The sequence below is a fragment of the Acinetobacter sp. YH12126 genome, from assembly GCF_013418745.1.
Taxonomy (GTDB): domain Bacteria; phylum Pseudomonadota; class Gammaproteobacteria; order Pseudomonadales; family Moraxellaceae; genus Acinetobacter; species Acinetobacter amyesii.
In genome coordinates, this window is the sequence record NZ_VPBM01000008.1 from 103,167 (window position 1) to 120,479 (window position 17,313).

Consider the following 17,313-nt stretch of genomic DNA (forward strand, 5'->3'; position numbering starts at 1 on the left):
GAGCAGTCCAAAAATTCAATCTTGAAAGCCATGTGTGTCAAAAAAAATTAAAAACAAGCTGTGTTGCGCAACTCGTGAAGCGATAGCAATTTCCGATGTTACTATGAAAATTGCAAATAAAACCGATCATATTACATGCGTAAAACAACATCAATCTTTTTTATGAACCACTTACACATTATACGCCTGACGAAACTGTCTAGACATCTATTGCGGCCTTATTGCTGAATATTTAAACATCGAGGCTATGGATTACACTCAGTCAATCAACCTCAGTATTTTTAACTCAGCGGTTGGATCGTAACGTCCTGATCACCTCGCTGTGATAAAGCCCTAACCAATTCTTGTTGCTGTTGCTCGGTCAGTTGTGTCTGAATTAATTGCAACATATGCTGGATAGAATCTGGACTGTTCAACGGCTCATTTAATTCAGTCTCTTCAGTTTTAGGTGGAAGCGATGGTTTAGATCCGAGTTGCAACTGCTGATAAATTTGATCATAGGTTTCTTGTAGTTTTTCAGGCTGAATCTCACTGAGCTTTTTATTCTGTAATTGTAAGCACTGAAAGCGAGAAGCCTGTTCCATTAGTTCAGGACGGTTGCCGCTGGCAATGATTTGGAGTCGTGGAAACGCTTGATTTAAACGGGTCAAAATCACTTGAGTCATATTTTGATCGAGTTGGTGGTCTATGGCGTCGATCAATAAAATCCCGTCACCTTCTTGGCAAGGATATAAGCTATGAGGATTGAGTAGACACAGGCGACGTACAATATCACCAATTAAGGCCACAAGGTTGCGCACACTATTCGATAGCTGTTGAAATAACATGTCTTTGCCTTGATAGCAGACCATTAACTGTAATTTGGGGTGATATTGCAGATAAATATTACTCACATCGGGCAACACGGTCTCTAAAGCTTGTTTTAATGATCTGAGTGATGGCGCGTGTAGGTCGGCCTGAGCTTGTGCTAGTTTATGCCCAAAAAGAGGCGTGTCTGATGCGTTGGGTATATCGGCTTGGGTTTTAGGATGTAATAAATTTTGAATTAATTCGGCACTTTGCGCATTTTCAATGTCGGATATTTCTCGAAACCACTCAAAAAAACGAATAAACGTGGTAAAGGGAATGGCCGATATTTCATAAGCATGCGAAGGCTGAAAAATAGCAGGATTATTTTTATTGAGAATATTCACATCGTTGACGAAACGTTCAGCAGGGTAATAGGCAATGAGTGGCAACCCTTGTAACGGATCGGCTTTGAGGGCTTTTTGATACAGCGCAACCATCGATTCTAATTGCTGTGTTTCAGCCTTACTGAGACCGACGCCTTGACTGTTTAAGGTTTTGTACAATTGCCATGAACAACATTGTGGGTCTTGGTCTTGTTGATCACTTGAAAGCTGAAATGAGCCAATCTCTTCGGGAAAACTGACTTGAATATCAAGTTTCGATTGCAAGCGATTTAACATGATGTCTTGATCGAGCATTACCACGCCTGCGGTACGTAAATCTTTATAACGTGCAGCGAACCAAGTGAGGGCCTGATAACTAAAGCGTAGTAGGGAGGTTTTTCCAGAACTTTGATCACCCAAAATTAAGGTGATCGGCAGATCGTGGTAATTAAAATTGAGGGTGATATCAGTAAAATGAAGGGTGTGCTTGAGTTGGATCGATTGTAATTTCATGGTGCACCTTTTACTGATTTATTGTTTATTCACCTTTTTCATCATACTAGCTGACCGCTTGTGCCAAAGATTTGGGCATTTGACGTTTTAAGTGCTGCATCAAGTCATAAATATGATGGATATTTAAACTTACTTTAGCACGTGTGCAAGCCACGTAAAGTAACCGTAACTCTTCGTCACTAATTTTATAATCTTTATCGTTGAGCTTAAATTGGTAGTCATCTTCAATATGTACCCGATCCCATTCTAAACCTTTGGCTTTATGGGCGGTCGAGATGATGTAGTCGGCTTGATCAATCGGGGTGATTTTCGCCAGCGCCTTTTTCAGTGGGTCAGTACCGTGGTCATCGACCAACTTCACTAGCGGTTTAATATCGCTGCCGTCATTGGTTTCACAATATTCATGCACATCATGCCATGAGTTAAACCACGCAAGCTCTGGGACATCGACTACGCGCTTGCCTTGCTTGAGCATGGCTGCAGCATCGACAAAACGATTGAGTCGCGCATGATCTGCTTGCAGGCTAACTTTTTCGCCCTTAACCAAACCCGCCAATAACAGTTCCATCGCACGTGCATTGGTACGACATAAAATGGCATCGCGCATCTTGGTATGCGGCTTATTGACCACTTTAGAGTTGAGCTGCGGATTACCCAATAACGGTACGGTTTCATTCAGTGCGCCCAGCAGAGCATTGGCGTTCAAGGCAATTTCTTCACCAAAACGGAACGACGTGGTTAAACGGGATTCGGGTAAAGGGAGTTGCTGCATGGCATTGACTGCGCCACGCCATGCATAAATTTGTTGATGCGCATCGCCGACATAGATGACTTGGGTATTCCGCTGCTTCAGTAAAATCCCTAGCATTAGTGGGTCAGCATCCTGAGCTTCATCAAACAACACGTAGTCGGCAGGAATATTCGGTTCAGACAGAGCCCAGAGTTTTAAATAAATATCGTGTCCAATTCCTGCTGCATGGTTCGGATCAATCGACTCTAACCAACGACGTTCAATGGCAGGATATAAGTGCTTTTGTAAGCTTTCGATATCGTCAGGATGCAACCAACTCGGCGCTTGTAGATGTCGTGGGGCAGGGTATTGCGAACTGGTCGAACAGAAATAACTGACAGCGTTTGCCACCAGACTTGCCAAACGCGAAGGCATGAGTACATATTTTTCATAACGACCGCCCATCATACGACGTAAGGTGATCGGTTCTAGTCGATATTCTTTGGCAATAAAGCTCGGACTTAAACGCGGTAGACGCAGTTTGTCAGTCACTCCACGTGGAACACTGCGATAGGCCAATGAGTGGAAGGTTCGACAGTCGACATTTTGATGAAAACGATTCTGTGCTTCGGTGGCAATGGCTTTGTTAAAGGCCAAGTACATGCCACGCCGCTGAGGCATGGCATCACTGATCATTTGCAGTGTGGTTGTTTTACCTGTGCCAGCATAGGCAATCACTTTAAATGATTTACCAAGACGTGCGTTATCTATGGCGGTGGCCTGCTCATAGGTCGCGGTCGGTTTTTTAAGATCTGGCACGGTTGCGTCTTAGTGCTGACGGTTGGCTTTTTCAACCAAACCGGAAAGGCCTTGACGACGAGCGAGTTCGTTAAGTACCAATTGAGGATCAATATCGAAATAACCCAACATCACAATGGTATGGAACCAAAGGTCTGCTACTTCGTAAATCAAATCGTTTTTGTTGTCTTCATTGGCTTCGATTTTGAAATCTTTAGCGGCAATGATGGTTTCAACGCTTTCTTCACCGATTTTTTCTAAGATTTTATTCAGGCCTTTATGGTAAAGCTTCGCCACATAAGAGGACTCAGGATCAGCTTGTTTGCGTTCAGCCATCATTTTACCTAAGTAGTCGAGTACTTCGACTTGCTCAGATTGCGCATTGGATGCATTCATCGCAAGAGTATGTGGATTTGCTGATTTTGCACCATAAATTGCAGCAGGATCTTTCAATTGCGCATCGACAATTTCCCAGCCATTGGCAGTAAGCTTGCGGTAGAAGCATGACTCACGGCCGGTATGGCAGGCAATGCCGCCATGCTGTTCAATTTGTAGCACAATCACGTCAGCATCACAGTCCAAACGGATTTCATGTACGGTTTGGAAATGGCCAGATTCTTCACCTTTATGCCATAGCTTATTGCGTGAACGTGAAAAGTACACCGCTTGATTTTTTTCTGCAGTTTGCGCCAACGCTTCACGGTTCATCCATGCCACCATCAATACGCGCCCGCTTTGATGATGCTGTGCAATAGCAGGCACTAAGCCTTGTTCGTTAAATTTTACTTCATCGAGCCATTGCAGGTTGTTCATGAGGATTTCACCAATTCAAAAATCAAAAAATAAATGCCGCAGCATTTGAGCAGCACTATAGTGTAAGCCATCAAGAGAATGATGGGGAGTTAATTCTTAATCAAATTTTAAATTGCGCAGTTCAGCCGCAGAATCATCTACAGGCTTTCGGGCAATGTCAGCATAATTCATTTGCCCAAATGCACCCGTTTTTAAGCCGGAAATCGTAATCGCCATTTCTTTGCGGAAAAACGGCAGCTGGTACATAGCACGAAATGAAAAATCACGGAGCGGCGCTGTCCAGCGATGATGTGATTGATAAAAAGGAGTCAGCAGGCGGCTAAAAAGTTGGTAAAACCGTACGGACGGCAACCGCAGTTGATGATACTGCTGCCAGAGGTTTTGCAGTGAGGAGTCCTGTTGATATTGGAGCAGGGCCTGACTGATGGCCCATGCATCGAGCAAAGCCATGTTGGCGCCTTGTCCAAGCTGTGGACTCATGGCATGAGCAGCATCGCCTAATATGCCGATACGACCTTCACCAAGTTTGCTCAGCACCACATCACGATAATTGGCAGATAGCCATTGCTGCGGATCATCTGGATGTGGAATCACATGCGCTAACCATTCTGCAACACTCGGCCAGCGTTTCGAAACTTCAAGCAACCATTGCTGCTGTGCGCTTTTGGTTTTTAAGAATTCTTCTAAATCTGCTGTAGGTAGGCTCCAGAAAATGCTCGAAAGACGCTGTTCAGGCTGCGTTGGAATTGCTCCCGTTGGCATCACACCCATCATGATATTGGAACGGTCATAGAACTGATGCAAGATCTGCGGATTGAGTACTTCGCATTCAGGCACGATGATCCACTTCGCCCCCCAAGGATAGGCTTGGTTGAGCTTTTCCCACGCTTTAGGACGTAAATGGCTGCGTGCACCATTGGCGATCAGCACGAGATCAAACTGACGTTGAAAAGATTGATCTGCGGACTGCCCAATTACGTTTATACCCTCAGTGGATTCTTGAAGTTCATGCACTTCATGCGCCATGCACCACTCAACGTGTTGAGGATATTCACCGACTTTGGATGCGAGGACATGACAGAGCGTGGCACGGTGAATGCCGAGTCCATATGAACGTTCATCGACTTGTCGATAATGACTGTTAATCAGCAAGTCGCCGCCAGCCAGTTGACCTTCCAGACCTGTTACCACAGCACCTAGGCTTAAGGCATGTTCCAAAATGCCTAAATGTTCGAAAACCGCCAGCCCGGCGGGTTGTAATAATAATCCTGCGCCCACAGGTTCAAGTTGTGAGACTTTTTCATATAAGCAGATTTGATGGCCTTGATTAGCAAGTATTGCTGCAGCAGCCAATCCCGCAGTACCTGCACCGATGATGGCAATGTTGTGAGTTTTCATTGTTATAAAAGTTGATTTTATCTCAGCCCAATGTAGCAAAGATGCTGCATAAAACCCAATAAAAAAAGCCCTTATAAGGGCTTTTTTAGGGGGGAGTCAGGTCTTACCAGTGTTCACCAGGGAATAGGCGAGCATATGCTTTTTGTACCCAATTGAGTTTTTCTTGCTTACCAATAGACGCTGAAGAGCTTGGGAATAGGTTATAACCAATCGACATGAGTTTGTTATTAATGTCAGGAGCAATGGAGTAAGTTATCGAAGCCAAACGGCCCAAATTGGTCGCCACTTTCTTCGGACGTTTCACGATGGCATAGGCAATCAGGTCGGTTGCTTGTTCTGGAGAAAGGGTTGGTACGTATTTATAAATTTTGGTTGGGGCGATCATTGGTGTGCGCACCAATGGCATATATACCGACGTGATGGCAATATTATGCGAGTGAACTTCAGCACTTAGGCAACGACTGAAAGCATCTAATGCGGCTTTAGACGCAACATATGCAGAGAAGCGCGTTGCATTGGCCAATACACCAATCGAGCTGATATTAATGATATGACCTTCACGACGAATCATCATTTTTGGCAACAGGTTCATGACCAAACGTACCGCGCCAAAATAGTTCAACTGCATAGTACGTTCAAAATCATGGAAACGATCAGTTGATTCATGCACGGCACGGCGAATAGAACGGCCAGCGTTATTAATTAAGATGTCAATATGATCGACGGAAGCGAGGATTTGTTGTGCCACAGCATCAATGGATTCCATATCATTGAGGTCACATGGGAAAACATCAGCTTTACCGCCAGTGGCTTCAATTTCAGCTTTTACGGCATCAAGAGTTTCTTTGGTACGTGCAACCAATAGAACATGTGCGCCTGCGTTGGCAAGGCGATGCGCTGTGGTTAAACCGATACCACTTGATGCACCGGTGATTAAAATGGTCTTGCCGTTAACACGGTCAACGAAACGTTTCTCAAGTCTTGAATTCACGATGAGGTTCCCTGTTAAATCAGTTTTATTGTATTCATTTATCGGCCCGACAATGCTATGTGCAGGGCTGTTTTAAGTCAGCGGTATGATAGCGTTTTATTTAAAAAAAGCCATATGATAAGTAATTGATAATAAAATAATATTTAGAGTTTTTACTCTAAATTAAAATCCCTATTTACTCATTTTTTAACACATAAATATGTGAAAGAGAAGTGCTTTTATCCACATCGTTGCAACGTAAAAAAGTCGATTTTCAAGATAAATAAAATTGTAAATAAATATAGAAGCAGGGCCATAGATGCGCAAAATTGAAAGGCGGATAATGTGGGGGTGGTTATTTAAATGAAATGGAAATAAAAACAGGCCTTAAAAATAAGACCTGTGGATTGTGCAATTATGGTTTAAACAGCAGCTAAGGCTTGCTCTAAGTCTGCAATCAAGTCATCCGCATGTTCGATCCCAATCGATAAACGAACCATATCAATGCTGACCCCCGCTGCTTTGAGTTCATCTTCATTGAGCTGACGATGTGTCGTGGTCGCAGGATGGCAGGCTAAACTTTTGGCATCACCAATATTCACAAGGCGAGTAAACAACTGTAAGGCATCGATGAAACGTGTGCCACCTGCAAGGCCATCTTGAACGCCGAATGAAAGAATTGCAGATGGTTTGCCTTTGACATATTTTTGCGCCAAAGCATGTTGTGGGTGGTCTTTTAGGCCAGCGTAGTTAACCCATTTTACTTTTGGATGCGCTTGTAAATATTCAGCCACTTTTTGCGCATTTTCGGTATGGCGTTCCATGCGCAGGCTCAGGGTTTCCAAACCTTGTAAGATCAAAAACACATTGTGCGGGCTGATCGCAGCGCCAGTATTACGTAATGGCACTACACGCGCACGGGCAATGTAGGCTGCTTCACCTAAAGCTTCGACATAATTCACCCCGTGGTAGCTTGGATCAGCGGTATTCAGTGATTTAAAACGTTCAGGGTATTTGCCCCAAGGGAACTTGCCGCTATCGACAATAATGCCGCCGATCGAATTACCATGACCGCCAATATATTTGGTGAGAGAGTGCACCACGATGTCGGCACCAAATTCAAATGATTTTTGCAGGACGGGAGTAGCTACGGTATTGTCCACTACTACAGGTATGCCAAATTCATGCGCAATTTTCGAAATTGCTTCGAGGTCAATAATATTGCCCAATGGGTTACCAATCGATTCGACAAAGACCAACTTGGTTTTGTCATCGATGAGGCTGCGCAGCGCTTCGGGGTTTTGATAATCAAAGAAGCGAACTTCTATGCCTTGTTTCGGCAGGGTGTGGGCAAACAGATTATATGTGCCGCCATATAGGGTCGAAACGGAAGCGATATTGTCGCCTGCTTCAGCAATGGTTTGAATCGCATATGTAATGGCCGCCATACCAGAGGCTAAGGCCAAAGCGCCTATACCGCCTTCGAGTGCTGCAACACGCTGTTCAAGTACCGCCGTGGTTGGATTCATAATGCGGGTATAAATATTACCCTGAACTTTTAAGTCAAATAAATCAGCACCATGCTGTGTGTTATCAAAGGAATATGAGGTGGTTTGATAAATCGGCACCGCAACCGCTTTGGTGGTTGCTTCCGGGGTATACCCCGCGTGAATTGCTAAAGTTTCGTCTTTATATGTCATGATTACATCATCTAGGTGAGCTAATTTTTTAAATAGTCTATCATTTATATATATGAATAAAAGTGCTTTATTTATAAAATGAATATCATAATTATTCATATTGTTGAAAAATTTTCAGCTAAAGATGAGCGAAATCATGCTTAAAAACGCATGTTTAAATTTTGTTCGCCATTAAACTTGTAACAATGCATTGAAGGCGTGTGCGAAACCTTATTTTTTCACGACTTTATGCGTATAATAGCCGATTATTTTTTCGCTCAATTGAGCAGGGGCAACTTTGTGTTGTTCCGTATATGTTTTGACTATTGAGGAGTCCTAAGTGGCCCAATATATTTACACGATGAACCGTGTGTCGAAGATGGTTCCGCCTAAGCGCGAAATCCTGAAAGACATCTCTTTATCATTTTTCCCAGGCGCAAAAATTGGTGTGCTTGGTCTAAACGGTGCAGGTAAATCTACCTTGCTTCGTATTATGGCGGGCGTAGATAAAGATTTCTCAGGTGAAGCACGTGCTCAACCGGGTATCAAAATTGGTTACCTTGAACAAGAGCCGCCATTGGATGAAAGCAAAGACGTTCGTGGTAACGTTGAAGACGGTTTACGTGAGCCGTTAGATGCTTTGGCGCGTCTTGATGAAGTGTTTGCAGAATATGCAGCAGAAGATGCTGACTTTGATGCACTTGCAAAAGAACAAGAGAAGTTAGAAGCCATTATCCATTCATGGGATGCACATAACATTGTGAACCAAATGGATCAGGCTGCTGCAGCGTTGAACCTTCCAGCTTGGGATGCAGATGTATCTAAGCTGTCTGGTGGTGAGCGCCGTCGTGTTGCACTTTGCCGTTTGTTATTGTCTAAACCAGACATGTTACTTCTAGATGAACCAACGAACCATTTGGATGCTTCATCAGTATCATGGTTGGAACGTTTCTTGAAAGACTTCCCAGGTACGATCGTTGCGATTACCCATGACCGTTACTTCTTGGATAATGTGGCAGAGTGGATTCTTGAGCTTGACCGCGGCATGGGTATTCCATACCAAGGCAACTACTCTTCTTGGTTAGAGCAGAAAAATGCCCGTTTAGAGCAAGAACAAAAGCAAGAAGAATCTTTTGCTAAAGCATTGAAAAAAGAACTTGAATGGGTTCGTTCAAATGCTAAAGGTCAGCAAAAGAAAAACAAAGCGCGTATGGAGCGTTTTGAAGAGCTTAACTCACGCGAATTCCAACAGCGTAACGAAACGTCTGAAATCTATATTCCACCTGGTCCACGTCTAGGTAATAAAGTTGTAGAAGTTGAAGGTATTAGTAAATCCTTTGGTGACCGTACACTTTATAAAGATTTATCGTTCGTTGTACCACCTGCTGCAATTGTAGGTATCGTGGGCGAAAACGGTGCGGGTAAAACCACATTATTCCGTATGATGACAGGCGAACAACAACCAGATACAGGTACAATTACACTGGGTGAGTCTGTTAAAGTGGCTTATGTTGGTCAGATTCGTGACACCTTAGATGACAACAAAACTGTTTGGGAAGAAGTTTCTGGCGGTTTAGATATCTTGAAAATTGGTGAATACGAAATCGCATCTCGTGCGTATATCGGTCGCTTTAACTTCAAAGGTCAAGATCAGCAAAAACGTGTAGGTCAATTGTCAGGTGGTGAACGAAACCGTTTACAACTTGCGAAAATCCTGCAAATGGGTGCAAACGTCATCTTACTCGATGAACCGTCAAACGACTTGGATATTGAAACTTTACGCGCGCTTGAAGATGCTATTCTGGTATTCCCAGGTACTGTCATGGTGATCTCGCATGACCGTTGGTTCCTCGACCGTATTGCAACGCACATCTTGTCATTTGAAGGTGAAACCCCTGAATTCTTCACAGGTAACTACCATGAATTTGAAGAATACCGTCGTAAACGTGATGGTGATGACCTTGTTGCAAAGCGTCAAAAATACCGCAAAATTGGCAACTAAGTTCCAGTTTTAAAATAAAAAAACCAGCCTGCGGGCTGGTTTTTTATTGCTTAGGGTGTGATGACTATACGACAATGTCTTCATAGGCATGATGTAAGACGTAGTCTGCATGTTCATGGCCTTGTGCAGCAGCTTTACTGAGCCAAAGTTCTGCAAGTTCATAATTACGGTCCAAGCCGAGTTCTCCACGTAAATAACCGAGACCTAAGCGATATTGGGCATCTTTATGACCTTTTAATGCGGCACTTAAAAAATTCCACATAGCATTGCGATAGTCAGTAGGGGATTGGTCTGCTGAATCCATAGTATGGTGACTGAGAAAGTCTTGATGGTGTTGAGCCGCAAGAAGTTCAAAATAAGTGCCTTGGGCATAATTACCCTAGGCTTCTGGAACCGAAAGATGCATTCCTTGCAACTTTGGATTCATCTGTTGTGATAACAGTGCATAGACTTTTTTCAGAGCTTGTATCATCATTGTTAAACTCCTTGCTTAAAAATATAACCACTTGATTAATAAAAAATTAATTGCAGTCATTCGCGCGCTGTGTTGATTGATTTAATTGTTTTGTGCAGAACACTAAGATGAAATTAGCGTGCTTGTCATGATGTGTGAATAGTTCTTGAAAAATATCTATAAGTGATTTCAGTCATCTAGATTGCGAAAAATTAATTTGAATAAATTGAAAGTAGATGCTGAAAAAAGCAGTTTTAAAGTTTGAAGGTAAAACGTAGTACTGAAGGTTGAATAATGTAATTTTATTACGTTTACTGCACCTGTTAAGCTCAAGACTGAAGAACATATAATTTATAAAGGTCAGAAAATAATGAGTGAGCATCATGGGCATGACCACAGCCATGCCGTTGTGACGGAAGGGAATGTCAAAAAATTAAGTTTTGCCTTAGCACTGACCACAACGTTTTTGATTATTGAAGTCATTGCTGGATTTATGACGCAAAGTTTGGCGCTATTGTCAGATGCGGCACATATGTTCACCGATGCTGCAGCCCTTGCCATAGCATTGGTCGCGATTAAAATTGGCAAGCTTCCTGCTGACAACAAACGCACCTTTGGCTATCAGCGTTTTGAGATTTTGGCTGCCTTGTTTAATGCCTTGATGTTATTTGTAGTTGCAATATATATTTTGTATGAGGCCTATCAGCGCTTTTCAGCGCCGCCGGAAATTCAAAGTATGGGCATGATGATGGTCGCAGTTATTGGTTTGATCATTAACTTAATCTCGATGCGTATTTTATTTTCCAGTTCACAAGAAAGCTTGAATGTGAAGGGGGCGTATCTAGAAGTGTTGAGTGATGCCCTAGGTTCGGTTGGTGTAATTATTGGTGCAGCGATTATTTATTTTACGGGCTGGATGTGGGTCGATACACTAATTGCGGTGCTCATTGGCTTTTGGGTCTTACCAAGGACTTGGATTTTACTCAAACAAAGTATCAATATTTTATTAGAAGGCGTGCCTGAAGAAATTGACATAGAAAAGTTACGTAATGATTTATTGGCACTCAATGGGGTAGAGAGTATTCACCAGTTAAAGGTCTGGGCAATAACATCAAAGAATGTGCATTTGACAGTTCATCTCTTTGCACCTGAAGCCGATCGTAATGCCTTGTATTTTGAGGCGATTGAAATGTTGCAACATGAACATGGAATCACGGAGATGACATTACAAATCGAAGAAGATGAATGTGTGGTACACCAACATACCCAAAAGTCTGATCATGCACATGGGCATCATCAAGATGATCACGCGCATTCTCATGATGAATCACATCAGCACTAATGCTGATGTAATTTAAATAGCCGGCTTAGATTTCCCACTCATGATTACATTCGCGGCATTTCCATTTTTTCTGTGATTGCATAAAACCTTGCATTGAAATTTTGAAATCTGGCAGATCGCGATAGAACATGAAGCCAGCAATCAAGCAAGCAATAAATACAACAACAGTCGCAGTTTGTAATGTAGTACCTGCACCGTCACCAAAAATCCACATTGCGATGCTGATAATCACCAACAGTAAAAGAATAAATACCGCAGGGATGAGGATAATCAGGCTTTTAGGCACGACAGGACGAGCAACAGGCTGGCCTGCTTGCGCAAGGGGCATAATTTTAGGGCTTTGACATTTTGGGCAACGGTATTGCATTGCAACTCCATAATTTTAATCTATGGTTTATTTTAATCAGAATGACGCAGAAAGCAAAAATACCGTAAATTTAAATTAGATAAAATTTAGGCAATAAAAAACCCAAGTCATAATGCTTGGGTTTTTTATAAGATGATTTGCATCACCTTGAATATGGCGTCCCTACGGGGATTCGAACCCCGGTTACCGCCGTGAAAGGGCGATGTCCTAGGCCTCTAGACGATAGGGACAATTTGAGGCAACTTAGAGTGGGTTGACACCATCTCTCGGTATGGGCGCTATATTAGGGGGATAACGCCCATCCGTCAACTAAAAAATCAATTAAGCTTCATCAACTGCATCATTTTTCGACAGTTTTAAGCTTTCATTGAGTTTTTCCCATGCTTTTGTTTCTTTTTTACTCGGGCCGCCCACAATTTCAAGTGCATGACGTAAGCGAGCAAAGGTTAAATCAGGACCAATGGTTACCATCGATTGCATAACCGGTGTCGAAGATGTCGAACCAGCAATTGCAATAAAGAAGGTTGGCATGAAGTCACGAAGTTTAATGTCCATTTGGTTCGCCAAATCCATAAGCGTTTGGCTGACGGTGTCATTGTTCCAAGTGAACATACTTTCTAGACGCCAAATGGCAAATTGAAGGCTTTGACGCACTTGTTCTTCGGTCAATTTTTTGCTTTCAAACTGTTCTTTGCTGAGTGTTGGGAATTGGTTGAAATAAAAACCTGCCCAATTCACTGCTTCAGACAATAAATTAATACGCGGTTGAATCGCAGCCGCAATTTCTTCCAAGGTATTACGATCTGCTTTCCAAGCAAGCAGGGTGTCGAGCAATTGACCTGGTGTTAAACCTTTAATCCATTGACCATTTAACCAGTTCAACTTTTCAACATCAAAGATTGGACCGCCTAGTGATACACGTTGAATGTCAAAGTGTTCAATCATTTCAGCCAAAGTGAATTTTTCACTTTCATCTGGCATTGACCAACCCATACGGCCTAAGTAGTTCAATAATGCTTCAGGTAAAACGCCGATGTCTTTGTAGTAGTTAATTGATGTTGGGTTTTTGCGCTTAGACAGTTTTGATTTATCTGGGTTACGTAACAGCGGCATGTGGCAAAGTACAGGCATGTCCCAACCAAAATATTTGTACAATAATTGGTGTTTAGGCGCAGATGGAATCCATTCTTCACCACGAATCACGTGAGTGATTTCCATTAAATGGTCATCAACCACGTTTGCTAAGTGATACGTCGGTAAACCATCGGTTTTCAGTAGAATTTGCATGTCAACTTGCGCCCAAGGAATTTCGACTTCACCACGTAGTAAGTCGTTAAATTTACAAATCCCTTCTTCAGGCACTTTCATTCGAATAACATGCGGTTCACCAGCAGCCAAACGCTGTGCAACTTCTTCTGCAGTGTGTTTTAAGCCACGACCGTCATAACGCGGTGATTCACCACGCGCTTGTTGTTCCGCACGCATTTGATCGAGTTCTTCTGCTGTTGCGAAGCAGTAGAATGCATGGCCTTTTTCAACCAGTTCCAAAGCATATTGTTTATAAATGTCCATACGTTCAGATTGACGGTATGGCGCATGAGGGCCACCCACATCTGGACCTTCTGACCAGTTCAAACCTAACCAACGCAATGAATCTAAAATCATTTTCTCAGATTCTGGGGTAGAGCGCAGTTGGTCTGTATCTTCAATACGAAGAATAAATTCACCGCCATGTTGCTTCGCAAAACATAAGTTAAACAATGCAATATAAGCAGTCCCAACATGCGGGAAACCAGTAGGAGAAGGTGCGATACGAGTACGAACAGTCATAATCAGCTTTTAATCAGAATGTAAATTGGGATCTATTATAACGAAAAAGCCTGATCACTTAATGCTTAATTCAACATTGAATGATCAGGCGTTTTTTAGTATTTTTTAGACGACAGTAGGGGAACTCGTCTAAAACAATAGCTTGGACAGCATCGGTATGCTGATGTCGTTATGAGTTGCTACCAGAAAAAATGGCTTGAACAAAACGAGAAAAACTTTGGTTTTGTGATGCAAAGAAACTTTGAGTTGGTGCTGCTTTAATAGACGTAAGTACTTTTAAATTATCGTCTGTATGGCCTTTACCTTCAGATTTTTGCTGATTAATCGCTTTTTCGATCAATGAGGTACGTTCAGCAGGCATCGTAAGTTTGTTATTCGATGCGGTGCTGGTTGCAGCACACAAAGCAGTCTGTGCAGTAACGCTTAAACTTAAGCCTAGGCATAGTGCGTATGAAAATTTCATGTCCAAATCTCCCCCTAGTTTTGGTGATGGAACTTTTTATTTGCAAAATAGTTTTAATATTTAGACTACGATTTAACCATCTTTCGTAATTAAAAAGTAGAACTACGTCACAATTTTTACAAAAAAACTAAAAAAGTCTGTACTAGGATTACCTAAATAGACTGTTTTCTCCAGATTTTCGGATGTTTTAGCAAACAACTATGAAGATAGCATGGAGATCGCTTCTGATTGTTGCTGTATTAGCAGAATTAAAGCTTTAAATACGTGATTTTTAGATATCTTTAAAACAGAAATAGATTTGAATTTATATTATAGGTAGCTGATTGTTAAAGTTATTTTTGATTTATATAGTGCTCTCAAGATCAATTTGAGTTTGAGCAGATGAAAAAAATAATAGCATCGGGTATTTTCGCTTTATTGGGTGGGGTAGCAGTACAGGTATATGCCGCAAAAGATTTCTTAAATGTCTCATATGATCCAACACGTGAGTTTTATCAGGAATATAACCAAGAATTTGGACAATATTGGAAAAAACGTACAGGACAAGAGATTAATTTTAAACAATCTCACGGTGGCTCTGGCAAACAAGCTCGTGCAGTAGCAACGGGTTTACAAGCGGATGTAGTCACTTTGGCATTGGCAAATGATATTGATGAAATCGTAGCGACCGGACAAATCAATAAAAATTGGCAAAAACAATTTCCACATAATTCTGCTCCCTATACCTCAACCATCGTATTTTTGGTGCGTAAGGGCAACCCGAAAAAAATTAAAGATTGGAATGACCTGACCAAACCGGGTGTTGAAATTATTACACCAAATCCAAAAACAGGTGGGGCACCGCGTTGGATCTATTTATCAGCTTGGGGATATGCTTTAAAACAACCGGGTGGAAATGATGCCAAAGCCAAAGAATTGGTGAAAAAACTCTATAGCAATGTCAAAGTATTGGATTCTGGTGCACGTGGTTCGCTCACGACCTTTGCTGAGCGTGGCATTGGAGATGTCTTATTGTCTTGGGAAAATGAGGCACTATTAGCGACCCAGGGCTTTGGCAAAGATAAATATGACATTGTTTATCCTTCTATTTCGATTTTAGCCGAGCCTTCGGTGGCTGTGGTAGATAAAACCGTCGATAAAAATGGTAATCGAAATTTGGCGAAGGGTTATTTAAACTATCTATATTCACCTAAGGGCCAAGAGCTAGCAGGTAAATATTTCTTCCGCCCTCGCGATGCAAAAGCCACTGCAAAATATGCTGCTCAGTTCCCGAAAGTTCAAACCTTTACCATTGATAAAGTGTTTGGCGGTTGGGCCAAAGCGCAAAAGACACATTTTGTGAATGGTGCGATTTTTGATCAAATTTATAGTGAAAAGAATAAAGAGTAAAACGACCCACTATAATGTGCGCTGTAAAAACGGATAATTGGGGTTATCCGTTTTTTTGCATATGTAATGCATAAAAATCTATATATAGAGAATAAGTAGATTGTTTTTGTGTATTTTAATATGAAAAACAAACAATTAAATTCGTAGCGTTAGCTGTATTCAGCAAAGGGTCTAAACACGCTGCAATTGCGATTTATGACTTTATTTCATATATTTAGCAGTATTGAATATAACTTTATGCTGGCTGTTATGAAAACTCAATTTAAGGCATGGCTCAGTGCTGCGTTGCTTGCCACTGGTGTTGCTTTCTCTGCGTCTGCTCAGGCCGCTGATCGTGAATTTTTAAACGTTTCTTATGATGCAACGCGTGAATTTTATGACGAATTTAATAAGTCATTTGGTGCATATTGGAAAGAGCGTACGGGTAAAACGGTCGCATTTAAACAATCACACGGTGGCTCAGGTAAACAAGCCCGTTCCGTGGTTGATGGTTTAAAAGGTGATGTCGTGACTTTGGCTTTGGCCAATGATATCGAGGAAATTGTAAAGTCTGGTCAGATTCAGCCGGGTTGGCAAAAAGAGTTTCCACATAACTCAGCGCCATATACGTCAACGATTGTCTTCATGGTGCGTAAGGGCAACCCGAAACATATTAAAGATTGGTCTGATTTAACCAAACCGGGCGTACAAATTATTACCCCGAACCCGAAAACTGGCGGTCTCCCACGTTGGGTTTACTTGTCAGCTTGGGGTTATGCTTTGAAACAGCCGGGTGGTAATGAAGCCAAAGCCAAAGATTTCGTGGGTAAAATGTACCATAACGTAAAAGTGATGGACTCTGCGGCACGTGCATCGATGACTACTTTTGCTGAACGAGGCATCGGTGATGTGTTATTGACTTGGGAAAACGAAGCTTTAGTTACGCAAAAAACTTTGGGTAAAAACAAATTTGATATCGTATATCCATCGATGTCGATTTTGACTGAGCCTTCAGTGGCAATCGTAGACAAAACTGTCGATAAAAATGGTAATAAATGGTTAGCTCAAGGCTATATCAATTATCTTTATTCTCCATTAGGTCAAGAGATGGCAGCTCGTCATTTCTATCGTCCACGTAATGCAGCAGTTTTAGCAAAATATAAAACTCAGTTCCCACCTTTAAAAACTTTTACTATTGATGAAGTCTTTGGTGGCTGGGCAAAAGCACAACAAACACATTTTGTGAATGGTGCGATCTTCGATCAGATCTACAATAACAAGCGCTAATACATCGAAATCTAGGATTTGAGATGTTCAAAGACCTCCTTCGGGAGGTTTTTTAATGGATGGCAAAAAATAAAAACGGTTTTCTCTATAGAAAGTAATATTTCTGTACAAAAAGACGTTTGGAGCT

The 17,313-nt window shown here is 41.9% G+C and carries 14 protein-coding genes and 1 tRNA gene; 4 read left to right on the plus strand and 11 right to left on the minus strand.

From position 1 onward, the window contains the following. Positions 1 to 281: 281 nt before the first annotated feature. The 6 genes from FTU62_RS07645 to FTU62_RS07670 form a co-directional block, all read right to left on the minus strand. The gene (locus FTU62_RS07645) at positions 282 to 1,685 is read right to left on the minus strand and encodes an AAA family ATPase (protein WP_180102326.1); all 1,404 of its coding nucleotides are present in this window, start codon (positions 1,683 to 1,685) and stop codon (positions 282 to 284) included. A 46-nt stretch (positions 1,686 to 1,731) separates the two neighbouring features. Further along, complete coding sequence (locus FTU62_RS07650; RefSeq protein WP_111884125.1) at positions 1,732 to 3,234, minus strand: UvrD-helicase domain-containing protein; 1,503 nt, start codon at positions 3,232 to 3,234, stop codon at positions 1,732 to 1,734. Between the two features lie 9 nt (positions 3,235 to 3,243). Beyond that, complete coding sequence (gene hisIE / locus FTU62_RS07655) at positions 3,244 to 4,026, minus strand: bifunctional phosphoribosyl-AMP cyclohydrolase/phosphoribosyl-ATP diphosphatase HisIE (protein WP_078189402.1); 783 nt, start codon at positions 4,024 to 4,026, stop codon at positions 3,244 to 3,246. A gap of 96 nt (positions 4,027 to 4,122) precedes the next feature. Continuing rightward, on the minus strand, positions 4,123 to 5,424 hold the full coding sequence (locus FTU62_RS07660) for an NAD(P)/FAD-dependent oxidoreductase (RefSeq protein ID WP_180102327.1): 1,302 nt from the start codon (positions 5,422 to 5,424) through the stop codon (positions 4,123 to 4,125). Between the two features lie 103 nt (positions 5,425 to 5,527). After that, positions 5,528 to 6,415 (minus strand): SDR family NAD(P)-dependent oxidoreductase, encoded by an 888-nt coding sequence (locus tag FTU62_RS07665; RefSeq protein ID WP_180024275.1) that lies wholly within the window; start codon positions 6,413 to 6,415, stop codon positions 5,528 to 5,530. 401 nt (positions 6,416 to 6,816) lie between these two features. Beyond that, complete coding sequence (locus tag FTU62_RS07670) at positions 6,817 to 8,094, minus strand: O-acetylhomoserine aminocarboxypropyltransferase/cysteine synthase family protein (protein WP_180102328.1); 1,278 nt, start codon at positions 8,092 to 8,094, stop codon at positions 6,817 to 6,819. A gap of 319 nt (positions 8,095 to 8,413) precedes the next feature. On the opposite strand from FTU62_RS07670, the gene ettA reads away from it, so the two are divergent. Beyond that, positions 8,414 to 10,075 (plus strand): energy-dependent translational throttle protein EttA, encoded by a 1,662-nt coding sequence (ettA, locus tag FTU62_RS07675; protein WP_078192544.1) that lies wholly within the window; start codon positions 8,414 to 8,416, stop codon positions 10,073 to 10,075. 64 nt (positions 10,076 to 10,139) lie between these two features. Here ettA and FTU62_RS07680 read toward each other — a convergent pair whose 3' ends face one another. Further along, complete coding sequence (locus FTU62_RS07680) at positions 10,140 to 10,379, minus strand: SEL1-like repeat protein (protein ID WP_180102329.1); 240 nt, start codon at positions 10,377 to 10,379, stop codon at positions 10,140 to 10,142. A 520-nt stretch (positions 10,380 to 10,899) separates the two neighbouring features. Between FTU62_RS07680 and FTU62_RS07685 the strand changes: the two genes are divergently transcribed. Further along, entirely contained in the window at positions 10,900 to 11,871 is a 972-nt protein-coding gene (locus tag FTU62_RS07685) for a zinc transporter (protein WP_180102330.1), read from the plus strand. Between the two features lie 25 nt (positions 11,872 to 11,896). Here FTU62_RS07685 and FTU62_RS07690 read toward each other — a convergent pair whose 3' ends face one another. The 4 genes from FTU62_RS07690 to FTU62_RS07705 all read right to left on the minus strand — a co-directional run bounded on the left by FTU62_RS07690 (position 11,897) and on the right by FTU62_RS07705 (position 14,531). Continuing rightward, complete coding sequence (locus FTU62_RS07690; RefSeq protein WP_078189395.1) at positions 11,897 to 12,238, minus strand: hypothetical protein; 342 nt, start codon at positions 12,236 to 12,238, stop codon at positions 11,897 to 11,899. Positions 12,239 to 12,392: 154 nt separating this feature from the next. Continuing rightward, positions 12,393 to 12,468 (minus strand) — tRNA-Glu (locus FTU62_RS07695). A 91-nt stretch (positions 12,469 to 12,559) separates the two neighbouring features. Then, the gene (gene gltX, locus FTU62_RS07700) at positions 12,560 to 14,068 is read right to left on the minus strand and encodes a glutamate--tRNA ligase (protein ID WP_180102331.1); all 1,509 of its coding nucleotides are present in this window, start codon (positions 14,066 to 14,068) and stop codon (positions 12,560 to 12,562) included. Between the two features lie 169 nt (positions 14,069 to 14,237). Further along, complete coding sequence (locus FTU62_RS07705) at positions 14,238 to 14,531, minus strand: hypothetical protein (RefSeq protein ID WP_180102332.1); 294 nt, start codon at positions 14,529 to 14,531, stop codon at positions 14,238 to 14,240. 381 nt (positions 14,532 to 14,912) lie between these two features. Between FTU62_RS07705 and FTU62_RS07710 the strand changes: the two genes are divergently transcribed. Together FTU62_RS07710 and FTU62_RS07715 are read left to right on the plus strand one after the other, a co-directional pair. Next, on the plus strand, positions 14,913 to 15,920 hold the full coding sequence (locus tag FTU62_RS07710) for a sulfate ABC transporter substrate-binding protein (protein ID WP_180102333.1): 1,008 nt from the start codon (positions 14,913 to 14,915) through the stop codon (positions 15,918 to 15,920). A 249-nt stretch (positions 15,921 to 16,169) separates the two neighbouring features. Then, positions 16,170 to 17,186, plus strand: coding sequence for a sulfate ABC transporter substrate-binding protein (locus tag FTU62_RS07715; RefSeq protein ID WP_078192855.1), 1,017 nt, complete (start codon positions 16,170 to 16,172; stop codon positions 17,184 to 17,186). The last annotated feature ends 127 nt before the right edge of the window (positions 17,187 to 17,313 follow it).